Here is a 24,704-nt window from a genome sequence, read left to right on the forward strand (position 1 = left end):
TTCCGTCATGCCTAAATTTTTCATCGAACATCCAGTCTTCGCCTGGGTGGTGGCGATCCTGATCTCGCTCAGCGGCGTGATCGCGATCCTCAACCTGGGCGTGGAGTCCTATCCCAACATCGCCCCACCGCAGGTCACCGTCTCGGCCACCTACCCGGGCGCCAGTGCCGACACCACGGAAAAATCGGTCACCCAGGTGATCGAGCAGCAGCTGACCGGTATCGATCACCTGCTGTACTTCAGCTCTTCCTCGTCGTCCAACGGCCGTGCGCAGATCACCCTGACCTTCGAGACGGGTACCGATCCGGACATCGCCCAGGTGCAGGTGCAGAACAAGGTCTCGCTGGCCACGCCCCGACTGCCTTCGGAAGTGACCCAGCAGGGCGTGGTGGTGGCCAAGGCCAACGCCGGCTTCCTGATGGTGGTGGCGCTGCAGTCCGATACCCCGACCATCAACCGTGATGCGCTGAACGACATCGTTGGTTCGCGCGTGCTCGACCAGGTCTCGCGTATCCCCGGCGTCGGCAGCACCCAGCAGTTCGGTTCCGAGTACGCCATGAACATCTGGCTGAACCCGGAAAAGATGCAGGGTTATGGCCTGTCGGCCAGCCAGGTGCTGGCTGCGGTGCGCGCGCAGAACGTGCAGTTCGCCGCCGGTGCGCTTGGCTCGGATCCGTCGCCGGAAGGCCAGCACTTCACCGCCACGGTCTCGGCCGAAGGCCGCTTCAGTTCGCCGCAGGAGTTCGAGAACATCATCCTGCGCGCCAACGCTGACGGATCGCGGGTGCTGTTGAAGGACATCGCCCGCGTTGCCTTCGGTGCCAACAACTACGGTTTCGACACCCAGTACAACGGCAAGCCGACCGGTGCCTTCGCCATCCAGCTGCTGCCGGGCGCCAACGCCCTGAACGTGGCCGAGGCGGTGCGCGCCAAGATGGACGAACTGCAGCCCAGCTTCCCGGCCGGCGTGACCTGGTTCTCGCCGTATGACAGCACCACCTTCGTCAAGATCTCGATCCAGGAAGTGGTCAAGACGCTGTTTGAAGCAGTGTTCCTGGTGTTCCTGGTGATGCTGATCTTCCTGCAGAACTTCCGCGCCACGCTGATCCCGACCCTGGTCATCCCGGTGGCGCTGCTCGGTACCTTCCTGGGCATGTGGATGATCGGCTTCACGATCAACCAGCTGACCCTGTTCGCGATGGTGCTGGCGATCGGCATCGTGGTCGATGACGCGATCGTGGTGATCGAGAACGTCGAACGCATCATGACCGAGGAAGGCCTGGCGCCGAAGCCGGCCACGCAGAAGGCGATGACCCAGATCACCGGCGCGGTGGTGGCGATCACCGTCGTGCTGGCTGCGGTGTTCATCCCGTCCGCCCTGCAGGGCGGCGCCGCCGGTGAGATCTACAAGCAGTTCGCCCTGACCATCGCCATTTCGATGGCGTTCTCGGCGTTCCTGGCGCTGGGCTTCACCCCGGCGCTGTGCGCGACCTTCCTGAAGCCGACGCACAACGACAATCCGAACATCGTCTACCGCACCTTCAACAAGTACTACGACAAGATCAGCCACACCTATGTCGGCCACATCACCTCGGCGGTGCGCCATGCGCCGCGCTGGATGATCCTGTTCGTGGTGCTCACCGCACTGTGCGGCTTCCTGTTCACCCGCATGCCGGGCAGCTTCCTGCCGGAAGAAGACCAGGGCTATGCGCTGGCGATCGTGCAGCTGCCGCCGGGCTCGACCAAGGGCCAGACCAACGAAGTGTTCGCGCAGATGCGTGGCATCCTGGAAAAGCAGGATGGCTATGAAGGCATGCTGCAGGTGGCCGGCTTCAGCTTCGTCGGTTCCGGCGAGAACGTGGGCATGGGCTTCATCCGCCTGAAGCCGTGGGAAGAACGCAAGTTCACCGCGCCCGAGTTCATCCAGAACATGAACGGCGCGTTCTACGGCATCAAGGAAGCGCAGATCTTCGTGGTCAACCTGCCCACCGTGCAGGGCCTTGGCCAGTTCGGCGGCTTCGACATGTGGCTGCAGGACCGCAGCGGTGCCGGTTACGAGCAGCTGACGCAGGCCCGCAACATCCTGCTCGGCCAGGCCGCGCAGAAGCCGGACCACCTGGTCGGCGTGCGCCCGAACGGCCTGGAAAACGCGCCGCAGCTGCAGCTGCATGTAGACCGCGTGCAGGCGCAGTCGATGGGCATGTCGGTGTCGGACGTGTACAGCACCATCCAGCTGATGCTGGCCCCGGTGTACGTCAACGACTTCTTCTACGAAGGCCGCATCAAGCGCGTGACCATGCAGGCCGATGGTCCGTACCGCACCGGGCAGGAGTCGCTGAAGAGCTTCTACAGCCCCTCCAGCCTGACCAAGAACGCCGATGGCACCAATTCGATGATCCCGCTGAACACGGTGGTCAAGTCCGAATGGGTGTCGGCACCGCCGTCGCTGAGCCGCTACAACGGCTACTCGGCGATCAACATCGTCGGCTCGCAGGCCCCGGGTACCAGCTCGGGCGAGGCGATGCAGACCATGGAGAGCATCGTCAACGACGATCTGCCGGCCGGCTTCGGCTACGACTGGTCGGGCATGTCCTACCAGGAAATCCTGGCTGGCAACGCGGCGACGCTGCTGCTGGTGCTGTCGATCGTAGTGGTGTTCCTGTGCCTGGCCGCGCTGTATGAGAGCTGGTCGATCCCGGTGGCGGTGCTGCTGGTGGTGCCGCTGGGTGTGCTCGGTGCCCTCGGCCTGTCGATGCTGCGCGGCCTGCCAAACGATCTGTTCTTCAAGATCGGCCTGATCACCGTGATCGGCCTGGCGGCGAAGAACGCGATCCTGATCGTGGAGTTCGCGGTGGAGCAGCGCGCCGCCGGCAAGAACCTGCGCGATGCCACCATCGAAGCGGCCCGCCTGCGTTTCCGCCCGATCCTGATGACCTCGTTCGCGTTCATCATGGGCGTGATCCCGATGGCGATCTCCACCGGCGCGGGCGCCAACTCCCGCCATGCCATCGGTACCGGCGTGATCGGCGGCATGCTGTTCGCCACCCTGCTCGGCCTGTTGATGATCCCGGTGTTCTTCGTGGTCGTGCGCCGCATGCTGGGCGACAAGCTGGATGAACCGTCCAAGGAGTTCATGGAACGCCAGCGCGACGCGGATGCAGCACACCGTCCGGATCGTTGATCCAGCGGTGAACTGAAACGAGAAAGGCCCCGGAGCGATCCGGGGCCTTTGTTGTTGCCGCTTCTGGATCCATGCCGCCCCAGGTTGGCATCTACCGGGGCAACGGCATACCCGGTAGTCGCCAACCTTGGTGGGCGCTGTCCGGGCAGCGTCTCAGCGCAACACTGCGATCACCACGCATGCCGCCACAATCGCCAGTGCAGGCCATTGCATCGGCAGGAAGAAGAAGTGATGCGGAGCATGCTGCCCAGGTGCACGCGGCTTTCGATTGAGCACGAAACCCAGCACCGTGTTGATTGCCGAGCCAAGGCCGAACGCCAGCAGGACCTGACTGAGTGAAGTATTGCCGCGACCTACCGCTGGATCCGGGAACAGGATGAGGATGAGCAGCACGGCAGCGATCGGTGTGAGCAGGGTCAGCAGCCCTGCGCCTCGATAGATGAGCATGTGGTGGCGTCCATGAACGGTGGAGCATTCTGCGACCAAGGAGCGGGAATGCCAATGGACCGTTGGCATGTCGACTGCCCGGAGACCGGTCGCATACGGCCTGTACTGAAAAGTCCCTTCCACTGCTGCGCCGACAACGAGGCGCTCAAGGCGTCTACCGGTTTCGCATAAGGCTCCCGCTTTGGATTCCTGGGCGCGCAGTAGTGCGGCACGCCCGGATCGTTGCTATCCAGATACCTCCACGGCAATCGATCCGATGCCGCCCAGGAGACAGTTCATGGAAAGAGCACCACTACGACGCTTCAGCCGCCCCGCCCTTCTGCTTGGTGCGCTCTTCGCGGCCAGCAGCGTCCAGGACGCACATGCGGCAGGCGTTCTCGTCTGCGACAACTGTCGCGATCCACGCGCGCTGGCGCTGTCCTCGGGCACGGGGCCCACCATCGTCGCCGACTTCCAGCAGCGCCGGCTCCATGGTTTCGATGTGGAATACGATCGCGAGCTGCGTCGCTATCGCGCCACCAGGGCGCAGATTCCCGGGCCAATCAACGCATCCTTCAATCGGATCATGGGGATGCTCGACAACAACGTGCCAACCGTACAGTTCGCGCCGCGGCAGTGGGCCGGAAGAGGAGTCCAGTACGAGGTTCATCCTGATGACCCGCAATACGCCAACGGCATAGGCTTCCCGGAAGAGCACAAGAACCTCAACGCCTACGATGTCGTGCAGATGGCAACCGAGCGATTCAGGCTGGAGAGCGCCATGGGCAAGGCATTCACAGGCGCCACGACATCGTCGAGGGCCTGGAACAGCATGGCGACATTCCTGTCCTCGATCGGCCTGAGCTTCGTCAGCAAGGCCCTCGGAATCGACGGTGCAATCTACAGGATCACCTGGCGCGATGGCTCGAAGACTACGCTGGCCATCGTCTCTTCGTCAGTGGACACCGCCAGATACGTGCAAGGCCAGAGCAAGGACGCCAATGGCAACATGATTCCCGACGGCGCGGCAACCAGCCCCGGCCTGGCCCAACACTTCGCCGGCACCTACAACTTCAACAGCCGGGACGATCTGGATCGATGGATCGACTCCGGTCGCCTCTATGGGGTGAACATGTTCCCCGGTGCTCCACCTGAGTCGCTGCAGATCGTCTGTGAATGGAACGGAACGGATATCGTTTGCCGATTGCCACGTTGATCGCACAAGGGAAACGGGGCGGCAATCGCCGCCCCGTCGCGTCCATCAGCGCAACCCGGTCTCGTTGCGCGCGATCACCAGGCGCTGGATCTCCGAGGTGCCCTCGTAGATCTCGGTGATCTTGGCATCACGGAAGTAACGCTCCAGCGGCATCTCCTTCGAGTACCCCATGCCGCCGTGGATCTGCACCGCCTGGTGCGTGATCCACATCGCTGCTTCCGAAGCGGTCAGTTTGGCCACCGCTGCTTCGGTGCTGAAACGCTTGCCCTGGCCCTTCACCCACGCGGCACGCAGGGTCAGCAGCAGCGCTGCGTCCAGCTTGCACTTCATGTCGGCGATCTTGGCCTGGGTCATCTGGAAGGTGCCGATGGCCGCGCCGAACGCCTTGCGCTCCTTCACGTATTCCAGGGTCGCCTCATAGGCGGCTCGGGCGATGCCGATGGCCTGCGAGGCGATGCCGATGCGGCCAGCATCGAGCACGCTCATGGCGATCTTGAAGCCCTCGCCTTCCTGGCCCAGCACGTCTTCGGCCTTCGCCACGTAATCGTTGAACTCGATCTCGCAGGTGGCCGAAGCGCGGATGCCCAGCTTCGGCTCGGTCTTGCCGCGACCGAAGCCCGCCTTGTCGGTATCGATGAGGAAGGCGGTGATGCCGCGCGCGCCCTTGTCCGGCTCGCTCATCGCGAACAGCACGATGTACCTGGCCACCGGGCCGGAGGTGATCCAGCTCTTCTTGCCGTTGATGACGAAGGTGCCGTCGGCCCGCTTCACCGCGCGGCAGCGCATGGCGGTGGCATCGGAGCCGGACTGCGGCTCGGTCAGCGCGAACGCGCCGATGGCCTCGCCCTCGGCGATGGCACGCACGTAGGTCTGCTTCTGCTGCTCGGTACCGTGGGTGAGGATGCCGTTGCAGAACAGCGAGTTGTTGACCGACATGATGGTCGAATGGGCTGCGTCGGCGGCGGCGACCTCCACCATCGCCAGCACGTACGCAACCGGGTCCATGCCCGCGCCACCGTATTCGGTCGGCACTTCGATGCCCATCAGGCCGTTCTCGCCCAGCAGGCGGATGTTGTCGAGCGGGAACTCGCCGGTACGGTCATGGTGCTCCGCGCTAGGGGCGATCTTCTCCTGCGCGATGCGCCGCGCAACGTCCTGCAGCATCAACTGCTCTTCGGTAAAGCTGAAATCCACAACACCCTCCCGGGTACATGAAGTTATGGGCTACATACGGCGCGCCCAGGTGCCCCGATTGTACCGGGGCCCGGCTGTTTCCGTACGCTGGCGACTTGACCGCGACGGGCCCTTTCAGCGAATATATCTCTATATCGCGATAGGTAGATATTTATGGATCTTGAAGACTGGTCGACCCGCCTGAAGGTGTTCGCCGATGCGACCCGCGTGCGCCTGCTGGCGCTGCTGGAGCAGGAGGAACTGACCGTGGCCGAACTGTCGGCGATCACCCGGCTGGCACAGCCACGCGTGTCCACCCACCTGGCGCGCCTGAAGGAAGCCGGCCTGGTCCGCGACCGCCGTGCGGGCGTATCGGCCTATTACCGCTTCGACGAGGCCCAGCTGGACCCGGCGCAGCGTGCATTGTGGCATGCCTTGAGCAACGGAAGCGATGACCCGCTGCTGCGCCAGGACGCTGAACGCGTCGCTGCCGTGCTGGCCCACCGCGCCTCCGACCAGAACTGGGCCGACAGCGTGGCCGGCGACATGGAACGCCACTACTCCCCGGGGCGCACCTGGGAAGCCCTCGCCCGCACCGCGCTGCCGCTGCTGGAGACCGGCGACGTGCTGGACATCGCCTCTGGTGACGGCGTGCTGGCCGAACTGGTGGCCCCGCATGCCAAGCGCTACATCTGCATCGACACCAGCGCGCGCGTGGTCGCCGCCGCCAGCGAGCGCCTGCGCCGTCTGCCCAACGTGGAAGTGCGCGAGGGCGACATGCATGCGCTGCCCTTCAAGGACAACAGTTTCGATCTGGTAGTGCTGATGCACGCGCTGACCTACGCCAGCAAGCCGGCGCAGGCGGTGACCGAAGGCGCGCGCGTGCTGCGCCCGGGCGGGCGCCTGCTGCTGTGCAGCCTGGCCCGCCATGAACACAAGGCCGCGGTGGAGGCCTACGGCCACGTCAACCTCGGCTTCAGCGACAAGGAGCTGCGCAGGTTCGTCGACAAGGCCGGCCTGCAGGTATCCAGCCTGGAGACGGTCACCCGCGAGAAGCGTCCGCCGCACTTCGAAGTGATTTCGCTGATCGCCCACAAACCCTGAGCCCGAGAACGCCATGCCTGCCCTGCCCTGGTTGCATCCTGAGCGTGCCAACGCCCTGCTCGACGCCCTGCGCGAGCGGATCCTGATCATCGACGGTGCGATGGGCACGATGATCCAGCGCCACGGCCTGCAGGAAGACGATTACCGTGGCGAACGCTTCGCCGGCGGTTACGATCACAGCCATGGCCCCGGCTGCGACCACGGCACGCCGGAGGGCCATGACCTGAAGGGCAACAACGATCTGCTGCTGCTGACCCGGCCGCAGATCGTCGCAGACATCCACACCGCCTACCTGGAAGCGGGCGCGGACCTGGTCGAAACCAACACCTTCAATGCAACCTCGGTCAGCCAGGCCGACTACCACCTCGAACACCTGGTGTACGAGTTGAACAAGGCCGGCGCTGCGGTCGCGCGCACCTGTTGTGACGCCGTGGCCGCAACCACCCCGGGGAAGCCGCGCTTCGTGATCGGGGTGGTCGGCCCGACCAGCCGCACCGCCTCGATCAGCCCGGACGTGAACGATCCGGGCTTCCGCAACACCAGCTTCGACGAACTGCGCGACACCTACCGCGAAGCCATCGAGGGCCTGATCGACGGCGGCGCCGACACCATCATGGTCGAGACCATCTTCGACACGCTCAACGCCAAGGCCGCGCTGTATGCGCTGGAGGAAGCGTTCGATGCGCGCGGCGCGCGGTTGCCGGTGATGATCTCCGGCACCATCACCGACGCTTCCGGTCGCACCCTGTCCGGGCAGACTGCGGAAGCCTTCCATGCCTCGCTGGCGCATGCACGGCCGCTGTCGATCGGGCTGAACTGCGCGCTGGGCGCCGATGCGATGCGACCGCACGTGGAAACCCTTGCGCAGGTCGCCGACTGCTACGTCAGCGCACACCCCAATGCCGGCCTGCCCAATGCCTTCGGCGAGTATGACGAGACGCCGGAGGACATGGCCAGCACCCTGCGAGGCTTCGCCGAAGATGGCCTGCTGAACCTGGTCGGCGGCTGCTGCGGCTCCACGCCCGACCATATCCGCGCCATTGCCGCGGCTGTGGCCGGGCTGCCGCCGCGCGCACTGCCCGGCACCCGGGAGCAGGCCGCATGAATGTCGCCGCCACCGTTCCGCACTTCCCGCCCTATTGCTGCTGAGCCGACGCCTGCCATGACGCCTGTCCGCCCTACCCGCCTGTCCGGCCTGGAACCCCTGGTCATCACCCCGGACCTGCTGTTCATCAACGTCGGCGAACGCACCAACGTGACCGGCAGCGCGCAGTTCCGCAAGCTGATCAAGGAAGGCCGCTACGAAGAAGCGGTGGACGTGGCCCGCCAGCAGGTGGCAAGCGGCGCGCAGATCCTCGACGTCAACATGGACGAGGGCCTGATCGATTCGGAAGCGGCGATGACCCGCTACCTCAACCTGATCATGTCCGAGCCGGACATCGCCCGCATCCCGGTGATGGTCGACTCCTCCAAGTGGAGCGTGATCGAGGCCGGCCTGAAGTGCCTGCAGGGCAAGAGCGTGGTCAACTCGATCTCGCTGAAGGAAGGCGAGGCGCTTTTCCGCGAACACGCGCGCAAGGTCCTGCGCTATGGCGCCGCCGCGGTGGTCATGGCCTTCGATGAAAGCGGGCAGGCCGATACGTGTGCGCGCAAGGTCGAGATCTGTACCCGCGCCTACCGCATCCTGGTCGACGAGATCGGCTTCCCGCCGCAGGACATCATCTTCGACCCGAACATCTTCGCCGTCGCCACTGGCATCGAAGAACATGACAACTATGCGGTGGACTTCATCGAAGCCACCCGCATCATCAAGCAGACGCTGCCGCACTGCCACGTCTCCGGTGGTGTCTCCAACGTCTCGTTCTCGTTCCGCGGCAACGAAACGGTGCGCCAGGCCATCCATTCGGTGTTCCTGTACCACGCCATCGCCGCCGGCATGGACATGGGCATCGTCAATGCCGGTGCCATGCCGATCTACGATGAGCTGGAGCCGGAGCTGCGTGAGCGCGTGGAGGATGTGATCCTCAACCGCCGCAGCGATGCCACCGAACGCCTGCTGGAGATCGCCGAGCGCTACAAGGGCAGGAAGGGTGCGGCGAAGACCGAAGACCTGGCCTGGCGCGACAAGCCGGTGGCGCAGCGCCTGGCGCATGCACTGGTGCACGGCCTGGATGCCTTCGTTGAGGAAGACACCGAACTGGCCCGACAGGCCTCCAGCCGCCCGCTGGACGTGATCGAGGGCCCGCTGATGGACGGCATGAACATCGTCGGTGACCTGTTCGGCGCCGGCAAGATGTTCCTGCCGCAGGTGGTGAAATCCGCGCGTGTGATGAAGAAGGCCGTGGCCTACCTCCTGCCGTACATCGAGGCGGAGAAGGCGCGCAGCGGCGACACTGCCAAGAGCAACGGCAAGATCATCATGGCCACGGTGAAGGGCGATGTGCATGACATCGGCAAGAACATCGTCGGCGTGGTCCTGGCCTGCAACAACTTCGAGGTGGTCGACCTTGGCGTGATGGTGCCGGCGCAGAAGATCCTCGATGCCGCGCGCGAGCACAACGCCGACCTGATCGGCCTGTCCGGTCTGATCACTCCCTCGCTGGAGGAGATGAGCCACGTCGCCCGCGAGATGGAGCGCCAGGGTTTCAATCTGCCGCTGCTGATCGGCGGCGCCACCACCTCGCGCGCGCACACCGCGTTGAAGATCGACCCGCACTACAAAGCGCCTACGGTGTGGGTGAAGGACGCCTCGCGCGCGGTCGGCGTGGCCCAGTCGCTGATCTCGCGCGACCTGCGCGAAGCCTTCGTTGCCGCCAACGAGGCCGACTATGCCGAGATCCGGGCACGGCACCGCAATCGTGGCGATGCCAAGCGCCTGGTGCCGCTGGAACATGCACGCGGGCAGAAGTTCCAGGGCGACTGGGGGAACTACACGCCGCCCGCGCCGAAGCAGCCAGGCCTGCACGTCTTCGATGACTATCCGCTGGCCGAGCTGGTCGAGTACATCGACTGGACGCCGTTCTTCCAGGCCTGGGAGCTTGCCGGCAAGTTCCCGGCGATCCTCACCGACGAGATCGTCGGCAGCCAGGCCAGCGAGCTGTACCGCGATGCCCGCGCGATGCTCGACCGCATCGTCGGCGAGAAGTGGCTGACCGCCAAGGCCGTGTTCGGCCTGTGGCCGGCCAACAGCGTCGGCGACGACGTGCGCGTGCAGCACCCACAGGGCGAGACCACCCTGCACTTCCTGCGCCAGCAGGTGGACAAGCCGGCCGAGCGCCCGGATTTCTGCCTGGCCGATTTCATCGCGCCGACCGACAGCGGCAGGCAGGACTGGATCGGCGCGTTCGCGGTCACTGCCGGCATCGGCATCGATGCCCACGTGGCGCGCTTCGAAGCCGAGCATGACGACTACAACGCGATCCTGCTGAAGGCCCTGGCCGACCGCTTCGCCGAAGCCCTGGCCGAGCGCCTGCATCAGCGTGTACGCACGGAATTCTGGGGTTATGACCAGGCCGAGACGCTGGACAACGACGCCCTGATCGATGAGCAGTACCGTGGCATCCGCCCCGCTCCCGGCTATCCGGCGTGCCCCGAGCACAGCGAGAAGCGGCGCCTGTTCGATCTGCTGCGGGCCGAGGCCAACGCCGGCATGGAACTGACCGAGAGCTTTGCGATGCTTCCGACCGCCGCGGTATCGGGCTACTACTTCAGCCATCCGCAAAGCCAGTACTTCGTGGTCGGGCGCCTCAGCCGCGAGCAGGTCACCGACTACGCCCGGCGCAAGGGCGTGGAGCGCGCCCAGGCCGAGCGCTGGCTGGCCTCCAACCTCGACTACGATCCCGAATGACCCGAAAAGGGGACGGAGGGGATTAAGTCGTTTGTGCCTCAAACGACTTAATCCCCTCCGTCCCCTTTTTGCTTCATCATTCCGCGATGACCGTTCCCGTTGCCCGTCTTTCCAGCTTCTACCTGTTCTATTACGCGGCGCTGGGCGCGTTCACTCCGTACTGGAGCCTGTTCCTCACTGCACGCGGGATGAGCGTGACCGCCATCAGCGTGATGATGGGGCTGTGGTATGCCACACGCGTGGTTGCACCCAGTGCCTGGACCTCGCTGGCAGCCACCTCACCGCGGCCGATCCGACTGTTGCGCATCGGCTGCGTACTGACCCTGATCAGCTTCGCCGCATTCCTGCTGCCTCTGCCGCAGCCATGGATGTATCCGGCGATGATCGTGTTCTGCTTCTTCTACAACGCGGTGATGCCGCAGTTCGAGTCGATCACCCTCACCCATCTCGGCAGCGACAGCCATCGCTACGGCCTGATCCGGGTCTGGGGTTCGCTTGGGTTCATCGCCATCGTCACCCTGTTCGGCTGGCTGATCGAAGGTGACGGCACCGCCGGCCGCGCCGGGCTGCTGCCCTGGATGATGCTGCCGCTGTTCGTCCTGCTGGTCGCCTCGGCCTTCAGCAACCACTACGCACGCGACATCGGCAGGACCGGCGGCGATGCCAGCGGCTTCTGGCAGATCGTGCGCCGCCCGCCGGTGCTGGCGTTCTTCCTGGCCGCTTTCATGGAGCAGCTCTCGTTCGGCCCGTACTACACCTTCTTCTCGGTCTACATGGACCACCACGGCTATCGCACATCCACGCTCGGCCTGCTCTGGACCATCGGCGTGGTGTTCGAAGTGGGCGTGTTCTTCACCATCGGCCGCTTCTTCCGCCGCTATGACGCCAGCTGGATGCTGCTGATCGCGCTGGTCAGTTCCTGCCTGCGCTGGGCGGTGACCGCACTGTTCCCGGAAAACCTGCCGGTGATGCTGCTGGCGCAGACCGCGCACGCGCTGGGCTTTGCCGCGTTCTTCGCCGCGGCGATGCAGATGCTGGCGATCTACTTCCCCGGACGCCTCAATGGCCATGGCCAGGGCCTGCTGTACGGTTTCTCGTCCGGTGTCGGCGGCGTGCTGGGCGCGCTCATCGCCGGCCAACTGTGGAAGATCGACGAGGGACGCACGGCCTTCCTCGCCGGTAGCGGATTCGCTCTGGTCGGCGCACTGCTGTGCTTCTTCGCGCTGAGCCTGCCGTTGATCCGTGCACGCCACAGCACTGCGCGCGTCCCGTAACGAAAACGCCGGGCAATGCCCGGCGTTTTCATCGTGCAGCAGGTGCAGTTACCAGACCAGGTCGTCCGGTACCTGGTACTGCGGGTCCGCGTAGGGATCTTCCTCGGCCGGCGCGTTCGGGTCGACCTTCAGTGCCACCGATGCGGCAAACACCGCTTCGGACTGTGCCAGCACTTCGGCGGTCACCAGCAGGTAACGGCCATTGAGCTGGACCACGCCCAGCTCACCGGCATTGAGCGCGGTCAGCTGTTCGGCGGTCACGTAGATGCGCTTGATCTTGCCGCCATACGGGAAGTGGCGAGCGATATCAGCCGCCTCGGAGTTCAGGCCCTTGTCCTTCAGCAGTTCTTCCAGCTTGGCCTTCGCCTCGCGGCGCACGCGTGCTTCTTCCTGCTTCAGGCGCTCGGTCTCGATGCGCTCTTCCTTCTCACGCTGCGCACGGATGGCATAGGCCTTGGCCAGATCCATCTCTTCGGCGCTGCGCGGCTTGCGCGGGCCCTGCTGGCCCGGGCCACGCGACTGGCCGGGCCTGCCCGGGCCACCGTGGCCATGCCCGCGACGCTCGCCGGGCTTGTGCTCGCCCTTGCCAGCGCCCTGCGGCTTTCCATTGCCGTTGCCACCCTTGCCCTGCGGGCGGCCATCACGGCGGGGGCCATCATTCTTGCGCTCGGGCTTGGGCGCGGGCCTGAAGCCCAGGCCCATCAGCTGGTCGCGGAGGGTATCGCTCATAGGATTCGGATCAGTAGTGCGGCGGCGGTGGTTCGCTCGCCGGATCGGAAGAATTCAGTGCGTTGCGGACCTTGCCCAGGTCCTCCAGCAGCACACGCAGCACGTCGGCGTTGCGCATGCCCTGCATGCGGGCATCGGCCAGCGCATCGCTCAATTCGGCAAGCGCCTGTTCCTGGAAGGACACGCGCATTTCCAGTTCGACCAGGCGCGCTTCCAGCGCCTGCTCGCGTTCGGTCGGCAGCAGGTCAGACATGCAGCGAACGCCCCCGGCCAATGCCGTAGTACGCCAGGCCGGCAGCTTCCACTTCGGCAGGATCGTACAGATTGCGCCCATCGAACACCGCCGCGTCCTTCAGCTGCTCGCGCAGCTTCTGGAAGTCGGGGCTGCGGAACTGCTTCCACTCGGTGACCACCACCAGCGCGTCGGCCCCTTCGAGGGCCTCATCAGCACTGCTGCAGAACACCAGGTCATCGCGCTCGCCGAAGATGCGCTGCGATTCATGCATCGCTTCCGGGTCGTAGGCACGCACCGTGGCACCGCCCTCCCACAGCTGCGCCAGCAGGCGACGGCTGGAGGCTTCACGCATGTCGTCGGTGTTCGGCTTGAAGGCCAGGCCCCACACGGCAAAGGTCCTGCCGCGCACGCCTTCGTCCTCGCCCTTGTCGTAATGACGCTGGATGAGGGCGAACAGGTGGCCCTTCTGCGCATCGTTGACCGCTTCCACCGCGTTCAGCAGCTTCGGCTCAAGACCATGCTGCTGGGCGGTGCGGGCCAGCGCCTGCACGTCCTTGGGGAAGCAGGAGCCACCGTAGCCGGCGCCCGGGTAGATGAAGTGCCAGCCGATGCGCGGGTCCGAGCCGATGCCCTGGCGGACCTGCTCGACGTCGGCACCGACGCGCTCGGCGATGTTCGCGATTTCGTTCATGAACGAAATCTTGGTCGCCAGCATCGCGTTCGCCGCGTACTTGGTCAGCTCGGCCGAGCGCACGTCCATTTCCACCACTCGGTCGTGGTTGCGGTTGAACGGCGCATACAGACGACGCATCACCGCGACCGACTCCTCGCTGGTCGCACCAATGATGATGCGGTCCGGGCGCATGCAGTCGGCGACCGCGTCGCCTTCCTTCAGGAATTCCGGGTTGGACACCACGTCAAAGGTGATATCCGCGCCACGCGCGGCAAGTTCTTCAGCAATGGCCGCACGCACCTTGTCGGCGGTGCCCACCGGCACCGTCGACTTGTTGACCACCACGGTCGGCACGCTCATGTGCCGGCCAATGGTACGGGCCACGGCCAGTACGTACTGCAGGTCAGCGCTGCCATCCTCGTCCGGCGGGGTACCGACGGCGATGAACACCACCTGGCCATGCGCGATCGCGGACGCGGCATCGGTGGTGAATGCCAGCCGCGACGCGGCGTGGTTGGCCTTCACCATCGGCTCCAGGCCGGGCTCATAGATCGGGATGATGCCCTGGTTGAGGCCATCCACCTTGGCCTGGTCGATATCGACGCAGACCACCTGATGACCGACATCGGCCAGGCAGGTACCGGTCACCAGACCTACATAACCGGTACCGAAAATCGCAACGCGCATGTCCGTGCAGGCTCCGTGGTGGCTTACGGCAGGACGCCCAGCAGCTCGACGTCGAACGTCAGAGTCGCGTTCGGGCCGATCGGGCCACCCGGCGTGCCGTTCTCGCCATAAGCCAGATTGCCCGGGATCCAGAAGCGGTACTTCGAACCGACCGGCATCAGCGCAACGCCCTCGGTCCAGCCCTTGATCACCTGGTCCAGGCCGAACTCGGCCGGCTGACGACCATAGGAGCTGTCGAACACGGTGCCGTTAAGCAGCTTGCCTTCATAGTTCACGCGCACCTTGCTGCTCGGCAGCGGGCGCTCGCCGCTACCCGGGCGGATGACCTGGTACTGCAGGCCCGAGGCCGTCGTCACGACGCCCGGCTGGGTCTTGTTCTTGGCCAGGAAGGCATTGCCTTCTTCGCGGTTGGTCTGCGCAGCAGCGGCAGCCTTGGCCTGCATTTCAGCCTGCTTGCTGCCCATGAAGGCCTGGATGGTGGCGGTCGCGTCAGCTTCCGTCATCTTCGGCTGGCCCTTGGTCAGGCCGGTGCTGATCGCGTCAAACAGCGAGGCAACATCGATGTCGTCCTTCAGCTGCGCCAGCGACGGGCCCACAGAGTAGGAACCGATCATCTGCGACACCTTGACGCGGTCGACCTTCGGCGGCTGCGAACCCGGCGCCATGCCCGGCACCTGCTGGCCGCTGCGGGCCATCACGACCTGGCGCAGGGCCGCGTCGGTGGCCTTGGCCTGTTCCTGGGTGATCTGCGGCTGCAGGCCTTCGAACGAACGCTCCACGGCGGTGCGCAGCGCGGCCACGTCGATCTCATCGGCGATCGGGGTGAACGACTTGGCCACGTCCAGGCCGATGGCGTAGCCGAGCTTCTGCTTGGGGGAATTCAAGGTTGCGGTCTCCTTGGCGGCTGCGGGGGCAGCCGATTGTTGCGACAGAGCGACACCTGAAGTGCCCATCGCCAGAATCAGAACCGACGCCGCGGCGCCGCGCATTCCCATCTTCATTCGCTGCATTCCTGGAAGTGTCTGGGCGCCGACGTCGGCGCGAAAAGAAGCATTGTCGCACGCATGCCGTCGATGTCGAGGCATCCGTGCCGGATATCAATGTGCGGCCGCTGCGGCCAGCGCCTTGTCGATGGCCGCAGTCAGCTGCGGATCATCCGGCGTCACCTTGCTGGCGAACTGGGCGATGACCTTGCCATCGCGGCCGACCAGGTACTTGTGGAAATTCCAGCCCGGTGCCACGCCGGTGGCCGCGGTCAACCGTTGATAGAGCGGCGTCGCCTCCGCACCGACCACGTGCACCTTCTCGAACATCGGGAACTTGACCCCGTAGGTGAGCGTGCAGAAATCCTGGATCTGCTTCTCGTCACCGGGCTCCTGGCCCTTGAAATCGTTGGACGGGAAGCCGAGCACGGCAAAGCCGCGGCCGGCATAGCGCTTCTGCAGCGCCTCCAGGCCTTCGTACTGAGGGGTATAGCCGCACTTGCTTGCGGTATTGACCACCAGCAGCACCTGCCCGTGGTAGCGCTGCTGCAGGTTGACCTGCTGCTTGCTGGCCAGCGGGCGGTAGTCGAGGTCGAGAAGATCGGCCGCCAGCACCTGGGTGGAACCGGCCAGGCCGGCTACCAGCAGGGTCAGCAGGGACAGGCCGCGCAGGCGGCGCGGCATAACGGTCGGCAAGGGCATCGAGAGCAGTCCGCGGTGGCCATTCACAGGGCCGGCCGGTAGCGGCCGGAGTCGGCCGAACTATAGCACCGGGCCCCCTTCCCCCTTGTTGCAAGGGGCGCCTGTGGCTTTGCGCGGCGTGGCGCTTTCCTGCACGACCCGCCAGCAACGGCGCAGTAATGACATAGCATGGACAACACTGAATGGAAGGCGGGCCTGGGTCGGCCCGCGCCAGAACCTGATTTCCCTTCCGAATCAATCAGATAAACGGATATTTCAGCGATTTGACCACCCCTGTCATCAGTTGGGGACGGCAAGGGGTTGCACGTAGGCGTGCCGGTGTTATAGTTGCATACAACACCAGTCACCTGAGACAGGGGGAAGCCATGAACGCCCGGATCCGTCGCAACCTCACCGCACCCGCGGCCGCTGCTGTTTCGACCCTGATCGTGCTGGCCTGGCTGGCCACGCCCACCGCCCCCGCCTCGCCCGACAGTGCGCAGGATGCAATCGCTACACCGGCCGGGAACGCCGATTCCCCCCCCCCTCCCCCGCGTCGGCTGCACAGCTCCCTGTCCATGCCGTATTTCTCGTTCGCCCAGCCGCTGACCCCACGGAGCTGAATATGAGCGACATCCAGTGGAGCGACGGCGCTCCCATCTACCGTCAGTTGAAGGAGCGCGTGATCGCCATGATGCTCGACGGAATCCTCAAGCCGGGCGATGCCCTGCCTTCGGTGCGCCAGGTGGCCGCCGATTACCAACTGAACCCCATCACCGTTTCGCGCGCTTACCAGGAACTGGCCGACGAAGGCCTGGTCGAAAAGCGCCGCGGGCTGGGCATGTTCATGACCGAGCAGGCCGCCACGCAGCTGCGCAGCAGCGAGCGCGAGCGCTTCCTCAATGAAGAATGGCCGGCCGTGCTGGAGCGCATCCAGCGCCTGGGCCTGAGCCTCGACGAATTGCTGCCCCAGGGGAAAGTCTGATGAATAGCACCGCAAGCGAACCGGTCATCACCGCCCGCGGCCTGCGCAAGGCCTACAAGTCCACCGTTGCCCTCGACAGTGCCAGCTTCAGCATTCCGAGCGGGCGCATCGTCGGCCTGATCGGTCCCAATGGCGCCGGCAAGACCACCGCGCTGAAGGCCATTCTTGGCCTCACCTCGGTGGAAGGTGAGTTGAGCGTGCTCGGGCGCGACCCGCGGCTGCACCGCGACGAACTGATGAACGACATCTGCTTCATCGCCGACGTCGCCGTGCTGCCGCGCTGGCTGAAGGTGCGCGAAGCCATCGATTTCGTCGCCGGCGTGCATCCGCGCTTCGACCGCGCCCGCTGCGAGCGCTTCCTGGCCAACACCAAGCTGCAGCCGAAGCAGCGCGTGCGCGAGCTGTCCAAGGGCATGATCGTGCAGCTGCACCTGGCGCTGGTGATGGCCATCGATGCCCGCATCCTGGTACTGGACGAGCCCACCCTGGGCCTGGACATCCTGTACCGCAAGGAGTTCTACCAGCGCCTGCTGGAAGACTACTTCGACGAGCAGAAAACCATCATCGTCACCACCCACCAGGTGGAAGAGATCGAGCACATCCTCAGCGACGTCATGTTCATCCGTGATGGCCGAATCGTGCTCGATGCGGAAATGGACGAGGTCGGCCAGCGTTACACGGAACTGCTGGTCAACGCCGACCAGCTGGAGACCGCGCGCGCCCTGAAGCCGATCGACGAACGCAGCCTGGCGTTCGGCAAGACCGTGATGCTGTTCGACGGCGTACCGCGCGCCCAGCTTTCCACCCTTGGCGAGACCCGCAGCCCGGGCCTGGCCGACCTGTTCGTCGCCGTCATGAAGGGGACCTACGCATGAATGCCGTCAACCATCCCGTCAGCCCCCTCGGCACGCTGCGCTGGCTGCTCAAGCGCGAGTACTGGGAAAACCGCGGCGGTTTCCTGTATGCCCCGCTGATCGCCGGCCTGATCTCGCTGGTGATGAGCACCGTTGGCATCGCCTTCGGCCTGTTCGCGCTGAACCGCGCGGCGCGCAACGGTGCGCTGCATGTCGATGGCGAGAGCGTGAACGTCAATGGCCTGGACCTGGCGCTGCTCACCCGCAACATCGACGGCAAGGACCTTGCCGACCTCGGTAACGGCCTTGACCTGACCCTGGTGCTCAGCTCGGCATGGCCGTTCCTGGTGCTGGCCTTCGTGGTGTTCTTCTATTGCCTCGGCGCCCTGTACGACGACCGCCGCGACCGCAGCATCCTGTTCTGGAAGTCGTTGCCGCTGTCGGATACCCAGACCGTGCTGTCCAAGGTCATCAGCGCACTGGTCGTGGCACCGCTGATCGCGGTGATTGCCGGCATCATCACCATGTTCGGCTTCATGCTGATCATCAGCATCGTCGCGCTGATGCACGGTGGCAGCCCGATGGCGCTGATCTGGGGGCCCGCCAGCCCGTTGACCCTGGCCGCTGGCCACCTGAGCTGGATTCCGGTCTACGCGCTTTGGGCCCTGCCCACTGCAGGGTGGCTGCTGCTGTGCTCGGCCTGGGCCAAGAGCAAGCCGTTCCTGTGGGCGGTGATGCTGCCACTGTTTGCCGGCGTCATCGTCAGCACCACCAAGATCATGCCGCTGTTCGGCCTGACCACCGGCTGGTTCTGGCAGAACATCGTCGGCCGCCTGCTGCTGGGCGGCGTGCCCGGCATGGACCTGCTGTACCGCCTCGGCGCAGGTGAAGGTTCGCGCCGCGACCTGGATTCGGTGGTCAGCCTGATGTCCCCCGCCTCGCAGCTGAAGTCGCTGGCGATGCCGGAGCTGTGGATCGGTGCGGCCGTCGGGGCACTGTTCATCTTCCTCGCCATCCGCCTGCGCAAGCGCGCCGGCGAGATCTGATTCCATCCACCCGGAGGCACCACCCATGCGTTCCCTGCTCGCCTGTTCTGCGTTGTTGCTGTTGCCGTTGTCGGCGCTGGCCGCCGATGCTCCGAACTGCAAGTTCACTGCCGCCCGCGCGCTGAAGCTGGACGTGGCCGGTGCCAGGACGGTGGTGTTCGAGGTCAACCAGCATGACCTGAAGGTGGTCGCCAGCGCTGGCGGCGGCCAGCTGGACGGCCGCGCCTGCGCGTCCAGCCAGGAATGGCTGGACCAGCTGGTACTGGACCAGCGCAAGGTGGGCGACAAGCTGGTGGTGAGCCTGCGCCGCGACGGCCGCCAAAGCGGCATCAGCCTGGGCAACAGCTACGCCTGGCTGGATATCCGTGGCAGCGTGCCGGACAACCTGCCGCTGCAGTTCAAGGTCGGCTCGGGTGACGCCAGCGTGGAGAACGCACAGTCGCTCAGCGTGGACGTCGGCTCCGGTGACGCGGTGGCCCGCGGTACCCGTGGCAGCATCCACGCTGCAGTGGGTTCCGGCGACCTCACCATCGATGGCGGCAGTTCGCTGAATCTGCTGTCGCTGGGTTCGGGCGACGTCAATGTCCGCAACATCGGCGGCGATGCCATCACCGGCACTGTCGGTTCGGGTGACCTGAAGATCACCGATGTGCGTGGCAACGCACGCCTGGATACGGTCGGCTCCGGCGACATCGAGTTCAAGCGCGTGCAGGGCAGCGTCGAAGTCGGCGTGGTCGGCTCCGGTGGCATCGATCTGGCCGATATCGGCGGCAACGTGCATGTGCGCAGCCACGGCTCGGGCGACATCCAGGTGGACGGCGTACGCGGCAGCCTGACCGTCGATCACAGCGGCAGCGGCGATATCGAACACCGCAACGTCAGCGGCCGGGTCACCCTGCCGCGCAGCAAGTAATCCTCTTCCACACACGTCCAGGGGAACATCATGAACCTGTTGCGCCTGCTGCCCGCTACCCTGCTGTGCCTGCCGCTGATCGCCTGTGGTGGCACGTCCTCCGCCCCCGACAAGAGCGTCGGCAAGAGCGTCGCCGAAGCCACCAGCGGCGTTGGCCAGACCGTCAAGGAAGCCATGGACGATGCCCGCAAGGACATCGCCCAGGGCAACATCAAGATCTCGGCCGACAAGCAGCCGCGTGCGGAGATCACGCCGGATGGCCGCCTGCTGATCGCCGGCAAGGAGGTCGCCGCCAACGACGTCCAGCGCCGCCACCTGCAGGAGTACCGCGGTCACGTGGTCGCCGTTGCGATGGCGGGCATGGATGTCGGGCTGGCCGGCGCCAAACTCGGCGCCAACGCCGCCGGTGAAGCGCTGAAGGGCATCTTCAGCGGCGACAGCGAAGGGGTGGAGAAGCGCATCAACGCCGAAGCCGCCAAGATCGAGGCCCAGGCCAAGCGCATCTGCGATCGCCTGCCGGCGATGCTGGCCAGCCAGCAGGCACTGGCGCGCGAGCTGCCGGCATTCAAGCCCTACGCGACGATGGACCAGAGCGACGTGGACGACTGCGGCAAGGACAACTCGGTCACGTTCTCCAACTGAGACAAATCGACGCACCCGACCGGCTGCGGCCTTCCGTTGCCGGTCGGGCACTGTCGGCGGGCTTACAATGGGCCCCCCGGATGCCCCCGAACCGAACGCCATGAAGAAGTTGTTCCTGCTGCTGGCCGCCCTGCTCTGCCTGGGCCTGGTCGGCTGCGACAAGGATTACCGCAATCACCGCGCCGAGCGCGGCAAGCCCAAGATTTCCGTCAGCGAAGGCATGGTGACCGTGCGCCGCCCGCCGGCACCGAACATCATCATCCTCGGCGACGGCACGATGAAGGTGGACGAGATCCAGATTCCACTGGACGACGGGCAGAAGCAGATGCTGCAGACGATGTTCGGCAAGCTGCAGGTGCTGCGCCAGAACACGCTGGTGGCCGCACCGGCCGATCCGAACATGCAGCCGGTGAAGATCCAGCCGCCGGAGGGCATGGAGGTGATCCCGGCCGACCTGATCCAGCGCATCCCCGAGTTCAAGGATTACACCGACACCTTCGGCAACATCGTCGCCGACCGTCGCTGACGAAAAACGCCGCCCGAGGGCGGCGTTCTTCGTTTCCGTAGAGTCGAACCATGCCCGACTCCGGAACAACCGTCGAGCGTGGCTCGACTCTGCAACCGGCAGATCACCCCCCGGCGCCACCACCGCCAGCCTGGATGCCACCAGCAGTCAGCGCAGTCGGGTCCAGCAGGCGACGCAGCTCGGCCTCGTCAAGCCCGCTGTCTTCCAGCGCCACGTCCAGCACCGGGCGCTGTTCCTTGTAGGCACGCTTGGCAATCGCCGCTGCCTTCTCGTAGCCGATGATCGGGTTCAGCGCGGTGACCAGGATCGGGTTGCGCGCCAGCGCCTCGGCCACGCGGTCCTCGCGCACCTTCAGCCCGGCGATCGCGCTGTCGGCCAGCAGCCTGGACACATTGGCCAGCAGGCCGATGCCATCGAGCAGGTTCACCGCGATCAACGGCAGGGTGACGTTGAGCTGGAAGTTGCCGGTCTGCCCGGCCACGGTGATCGCGGTGTGGTGGCCGATCACCTGCGCGCAGGCCATCACCGTGGCTTCCGGAATGACCGGGTTGACCTTGCCTGGCATGATCGAGCTGCCCGGCTGCAGTGCCGGCAGTTCGATCTCGCCCAGCCCGGCCAGCGGACCGGCGTTCATCCAGCGCAGGTCATTGGCGATCTTGATCAGCGCCACGGCCAGCGCATTGAGCTGGCCCGACAGTTCCACTGCATCATCCTGCGCGGCCAGACCTTCGAACTTGTTCTCGGCGCTGTCGAACTTGAAACCGGTCTGCTGCTTCAGCGCCTTGGCCACCTGTGCACCGAAGCGTGGGTCGGCATTGATGCCGGTCCCGATGGCGGTGCCGCCCAGCGGCAGGCGGCGCACGCGCTTGAGGCTGTCTTCGATGCGCTCCTGCGCCGAGGCCAGCTGCGCCGACCACGCACCGAATTCCTGCTCGAAGGTGAGCGGCATCGCGTCCATCAGGTGGGTACGGCCGGTCTTGACCACCTTGCGCAGGCTGCGGCCCTTCTTGTCCAGGGTCTTGCGCAGGTGCACCAGCGCCGGCAGCAGCTGCTCGTGCGTCGCCAGCACCGCCGACACCCGCAGCGCAGTCGGAATCACGTCATTGGAGCTCTGCCCCTGGTTGACGTGGTCATTGGGATGCACGGTGGTCTTGCCCGCCTTGCCGGCACGGTTGGCCAGGGTGGCGATGACCTCATTGGCATTCATGTTCGACGACGTGCCCGAACCCGTCTGGTAGACGTCGATCGGGAACTGCGCGTCCCAGTTGCCGGCGGCCACTTCGGCAGCAGCGGTCTGGATGGCCTTGGCCACATTCTTCGGCAGGTGGCCCAGCTCGGCGTTGACGCCGGCGGCTGCGCCCTTGACCAGGCCCAGGGCGCGGATGAAACCGCGCGGCATGCGCTGGCCCGACACCGGGAAATTCTGCACGGCGCGCTGGGTCTGCGCGCCCCACAGGGCATCGGCAGGCACCTGCAGCTCGCCCATGCTGTCGTGTTCGATTCTGAAACCCTTGCTTGCAGCTTTGCTCATTGCATCAACTCCGCACTACTTCAGTTGGGGAAAGGGAAGCGGCGGCTGGCAGGGTGTCGCTTCCCGGGCTGGCGGCTGCGGCCACAATACTCCCTTGCCCGCAGCATGGGATGACGAGGGCGGGCCAGATCGTTCCACCTGCACGGCCGTTCTGCGCGCGCAAGGGTAGTGCCGGCCGCTGGCCGGCAATCCATGGAATCGAGGGCCGGGCGTGGTTGCCGGCCCGCGGCCGGCACTAGCTGACCGGCACGTCGTAGAATATGGCCCCCGCCGCTCGTCCCAGCCCTGCCGACATGTCCGATTCCGCCCTGCTCGCCCTGTCCCCGCTCGATGGCCGCTACGCCGGCAAGGTCGACGCCCTGCGCCCGATCTTCTCCGAATACGGCCTGATCAAGGCCCGCATCGTGGTCGAGGTGGAATGGCTGCTGGCGCTGGCCGCCGAACCGGGCATCGTCGAACTGGCGCCGTTCTCCGACGCCGCCGTCGCCCGCCTGCGCGGGTTGGCCGCCCGCTTCAGCCCGGCCCAGGCCGCGCGCGTGAAGGAGATCGAGCGCACCACCAACCATGACGTCAAGGCGGTGGAGTACTTCATCAAGGAACAGCTGAAGGACGACGCCGAGCTGGCTCCGGCGCTGGAATTCGTGCATTTCGCCTGCACCAGCGAAGACATCAACAACCTCAGCTACGGCCTGATGCTGGAACAGGCCCGCCGCGAGGTGCTGCTGCCGACCCTGGACGGCATCGCCACCACGCTGCGCAACCTCGCCCACGCCCAGGCCGGCCAGCCGATGCTGTCGCGCACCCATGGCCAGACCGCCTCGCCGACCACGCTGGGCAAGGAGCTGGCCAACGTGGTCGCCCGCCTGGAGCGCCAGCGCCGGCAGATCGCCGCGGTCGAGCTGACCGGCAAGATCAACGGCGCGGTCGGCAACTACAACGCCCACGTGGCCAGCTACCCGGACGTGGACTGGCCGGCCTTCGCCGAGCGCTTCGTGACCGGCCTGGGCCTGGTGTTCAACCCGTACACCACGCAGATCGAGCCGCACGACAATGTTGCCGAGATCGGCGATGCCGCGCGCCGCGCCAACATCATCCTGATCGACCTGGCCCGCGACATCTGGGGCTACATCTCGCTGGGCTACTTCAAGCAGCGCCTGAAGGAAGGCGAAGTCGGCTCGTCGACGATGCCGCACAAGGTCAATCCGATCGATTTCGAGAATGCGGAAGGCAACTTCGGTATCGCCAACGCGCTGTTCGAGCACTTCAGCGCGAAGCTGCCGATCAGCCGCTGGCAGCGTGACCTGACCGATTCCACCGTGCTGCGCGCACTGGGCACCGCGTTCGGCCACAGCCAGGTGGCGCTGGATTCGCTGGCCAAGGGCCTGGGCAAGCTGGAGGTGAACCCACAGCGCCTGGACGCCGATCTGGACGCGGCCTGGGAAGTGCTGGCCGAGGCCGTGCAGACGGTGATGCGCCGCCACGGCCTGCCGAACCCGTATGAGCAGCTGAAGGCGCTGACCCGTGGCCAGGGCATCACCGCCGAGTCGATGCGTGCGTTCGTGCAGGGGCTGGAGCTGCCGGCGGATGCGAAGCAGCGCCTGCTGGAGATGACCCCCGGCAGCTACACGGGTCTGGCCGAGGCCCTGGCGAAGAAGATCTAAGGGGTTTCCTTTGCGGCGGCGGCCGCGGGCGCTGCCTGCGGCAGGCAACGGCAACATCAACGTCAAGAGCGGCTCTGGGTTATTGCCTCGCTTGGCGGGGCGGGTTGGGTTCGCGGGGGACGCCGTGAACCCATCCTGAAGTGACCCCCGGGAGTTGGACGTCAGATCCAACCCCGAGGGATACATGAACAGATATGACGCACGTTTCAAACTGCAGGTCGCCAAAGAGGCCTGCAAGACCTCCACATCGGTCAAAGCCATTGCCCGTCGCCACGGCCTTGAGTTCTCCACGGTCAGGCGCTGGGTGGCGACCTATCGGCTGCATGGTTGGCGCGGA

General features: G+C 65.6%; 23 protein-coding genes. 15 read left to right on the plus strand and 8 right to left on the minus strand.

From position 1 onward, the window contains the following. Positions 1–7 precede the first annotated feature (7 nt). Complete coding sequence (locus tag AC5P9F_RS09645) at positions 8–3,181, plus strand: multidrug efflux RND transporter permease subunit (RefSeq protein ID WP_005413921.1); 3,174 nt, start codon at positions 8–10, stop codon at positions 3,179–3,181. Between the two features lie 153 nt (positions 3,182–3,334). On the opposite strand, the gene AC5P9F_RS09650 is transcribed toward AC5P9F_RS09645, so the two are convergent. Next, positions 3,335–3,697, minus strand: coding sequence for a hypothetical protein (locus tag AC5P9F_RS09650; RefSeq protein WP_231098239.1), 363 nt, complete (start codon positions 3,695–3,697; stop codon positions 3,335–3,337). 208 nt (positions 3,698–3,905) lie between these two features. Between AC5P9F_RS09650 and AC5P9F_RS09655 the strand changes: the two genes are divergently transcribed. Next, a complete protein-coding gene (locus tag AC5P9F_RS09655) occupies positions 3,906–4,823 on the plus strand; it encodes a hypothetical protein (RefSeq protein WP_164173005.1) in 918 nt (305 codons plus the stop codon). 45 nt (positions 4,824–4,868) lie between these two features. On the opposite strand, the gene AC5P9F_RS09660 is transcribed toward AC5P9F_RS09655, so the two are convergent. Beyond that, positions 4,869–6,017, minus strand: coding sequence for an acyl-CoA dehydrogenase family protein (locus tag AC5P9F_RS09660; protein WP_109337278.1), 1,149 nt, complete (start codon positions 6,015–6,017; stop codon positions 4,869–4,871). 153 nt (positions 6,018–6,170) lie between these two features. Between AC5P9F_RS09660 and AC5P9F_RS09665 the strand changes: the two genes are divergently transcribed. The 4 genes from AC5P9F_RS09665 (at position 6,171) to AC5P9F_RS09680 (ending at position 12,221) form a co-directional block, all read left to right on the plus strand. Continuing rightward, a complete protein-coding gene (locus AC5P9F_RS09665; protein WP_005410251.1) occupies positions 6,171–7,100 on the plus strand; it encodes an ArsR/SmtB family transcription factor in 930 nt (309 codons plus the stop codon). A 13-nt stretch (positions 7,101–7,113) separates the two neighbouring features. Next, the gene (locus AC5P9F_RS09670; protein ID WP_033835833.1) at positions 7,114–8,205 is read left to right on the plus strand and encodes a homocysteine S-methyltransferase family protein; all 1,092 of its coding nucleotides are present in this window, start codon (positions 7,114–7,116) and stop codon (positions 8,203–8,205) included. 57 nt (positions 8,206–8,262) lie between these two features. Next, on the plus strand, positions 8,263–10,947 hold the full coding sequence (metH, locus tag AC5P9F_RS09675; RefSeq protein ID WP_033833945.1) for a methionine synthase: 2,685 nt from the start codon (positions 8,263–8,265) through the stop codon (positions 10,945–10,947). A gap of 86 nt (positions 10,948–11,033) precedes the next feature. After that, entirely contained in the window at positions 11,034–12,221 is a 1,188-nt protein-coding gene (locus AC5P9F_RS09680; protein WP_043034709.1) for an MFS transporter, read from the plus strand. Positions 12,222–12,269: 48 nt separating this feature from the next. Here the strand turns inward: AC5P9F_RS09680 and AC5P9F_RS09685 are convergent, their stop codons facing one another. From AC5P9F_RS09685 to AC5P9F_RS09705, 5 genes are all read right to left on the minus strand, one after another. Continuing rightward, entirely contained in the window at positions 12,270–12,950 is a 681-nt protein-coding gene (locus AC5P9F_RS09685) for a DUF2058 domain-containing protein (protein WP_033833947.1), read from the minus strand. A 10-nt stretch (positions 12,951–12,960) separates the two neighbouring features. Beyond that, on the minus strand, positions 12,961–13,203 hold the full coding sequence (locus AC5P9F_RS09690; RefSeq protein WP_005410256.1) for a SlyX family protein: 243 nt from the start codon (positions 13,201–13,203) through the stop codon (positions 12,961–12,963). Further along, positions 13,196–14,545 carry a UDP-glucose dehydrogenase family protein gene (locus tag AC5P9F_RS09695; protein ID WP_005410257.1) on the minus strand — a complete coding sequence of 450 codons (1,350 nt, stop codon included), beginning with the start codon at positions 14,543–14,545 and terminating at the stop codon, positions 13,196–13,198. The genes AC5P9F_RS09690 and AC5P9F_RS09695 overlap by 8 nt, the downstream gene beginning before the upstream one ends. Positions 14,546–14,568: 23 nt before the next feature. Then, positions 14,569–15,546 (minus strand): FKBP-type peptidyl-prolyl cis-trans isomerase, encoded by a 978-nt coding sequence (locus tag AC5P9F_RS09700; RefSeq protein WP_005413927.1) that lies wholly within the window; start codon positions 15,544–15,546, stop codon positions 14,569–14,571. Between the two features lie 96 nt (positions 15,547–15,642). Continuing rightward, positions 15,643–16,230, minus strand: coding sequence for a glutathione peroxidase (locus tag AC5P9F_RS09705; protein ID WP_005410259.1), 588 nt, complete (start codon positions 16,228–16,230; stop codon positions 15,643–15,645). A 365-nt stretch (positions 16,231–16,595) separates the two neighbouring features. On the opposite strand from AC5P9F_RS09705, the gene AC5P9F_RS09710 reads away from it, so the two are divergent. The 7 genes from AC5P9F_RS09710 to AC5P9F_RS09740 all read left to right on the plus strand — a co-directional run bounded on the left by AC5P9F_RS09710 (position 16,596) and on the right by AC5P9F_RS09740 (position 21,175). Further along, complete coding sequence (locus AC5P9F_RS09710; RefSeq protein ID WP_043034711.1) at positions 16,596–16,832, plus strand: hypothetical protein; 237 nt, start codon at positions 16,596–16,598, stop codon at positions 16,830–16,832. A 2-nt stretch (positions 16,833–16,834) separates the two neighbouring features. Beyond that, positions 16,835–17,194, plus strand: a complete 360-nt coding sequence (locus AC5P9F_RS09715) for a GntR family transcriptional regulator (RefSeq protein WP_005410261.1) — start codon at positions 16,835–16,837, stop codon at positions 17,192–17,194. Next, positions 17,194–18,069: an ABC transporter ATP-binding protein gene (locus AC5P9F_RS09720; protein WP_005410262.1), complete on the plus strand. Its 876-nt coding sequence runs from the start codon at positions 17,194–17,196 to the stop codon at positions 18,067–18,069. The genes AC5P9F_RS09715 and AC5P9F_RS09720 overlap by 1 nt, the downstream gene beginning before the upstream one ends. Beyond that, entirely contained in the window at positions 18,066–19,094 is a 1,029-nt protein-coding gene (locus AC5P9F_RS09725) for an ABC-2 transporter permease (protein WP_005410263.1), read from the plus strand. Before AC5P9F_RS09720 ends, AC5P9F_RS09725 begins: the two co-directional genes overlap by 4 nt. Positions 19,095–19,119: 25 nt before the next feature. Further along, positions 19,120–20,007, plus strand: a complete 888-nt coding sequence (locus AC5P9F_RS09730; RefSeq protein ID WP_033833949.1) for a DUF4097 family beta strand repeat-containing protein — start codon at positions 19,120–19,122, stop codon at positions 20,005–20,007. A 30-nt stretch (positions 20,008–20,037) separates the two neighbouring features. Beyond that, a complete protein-coding gene (locus AC5P9F_RS09735) occupies positions 20,038–20,649 on the plus strand; it encodes a YggN family protein (RefSeq protein WP_005413931.1) in 612 nt (203 codons plus the stop codon). Positions 20,650–20,749: 100 nt separating this feature from the next. Continuing rightward, positions 20,750–21,175, plus strand: coding sequence for a hypothetical protein (locus AC5P9F_RS09740; RefSeq protein ID WP_033833950.1), 426 nt, complete (start codon positions 20,750–20,752; stop codon positions 21,173–21,175). A 103-nt stretch (positions 21,176–21,278) separates the two neighbouring features. On the opposite strand, the gene AC5P9F_RS09745 is transcribed toward AC5P9F_RS09740, so the two are convergent. Then, the gene (locus AC5P9F_RS09745; protein WP_012480781.1) at positions 21,279–22,706 is read right to left on the minus strand and encodes a class II fumarate hydratase; all 1,428 of its coding nucleotides are present in this window, start codon (positions 22,704–22,706) and stop codon (positions 21,279–21,281) included. A 293-nt stretch (positions 22,707–22,999) separates the two neighbouring features. Here AC5P9F_RS09745 and purB point away from each other — a divergent pair, with 293 nt between their 5' ends. Then, entirely contained in the window at positions 23,000–24,367 is a 1,368-nt protein-coding gene (gene purB / locus AC5P9F_RS09750; RefSeq protein WP_024958488.1) for an adenylosuccinate lyase, read from the plus strand. 184 nt (positions 24,368–24,551) lie between these two features. Next, positions 24,552–24,704: transposase (locus AC5P9F_RS09755; RefSeq protein WP_146256689.1), on the plus strand; the 153-nt coding region annotated here is incomplete at its 3' end.

This window comes from Stenotrophomonas sp. YJH_SMC_4, from assembly GCF_059371575.1.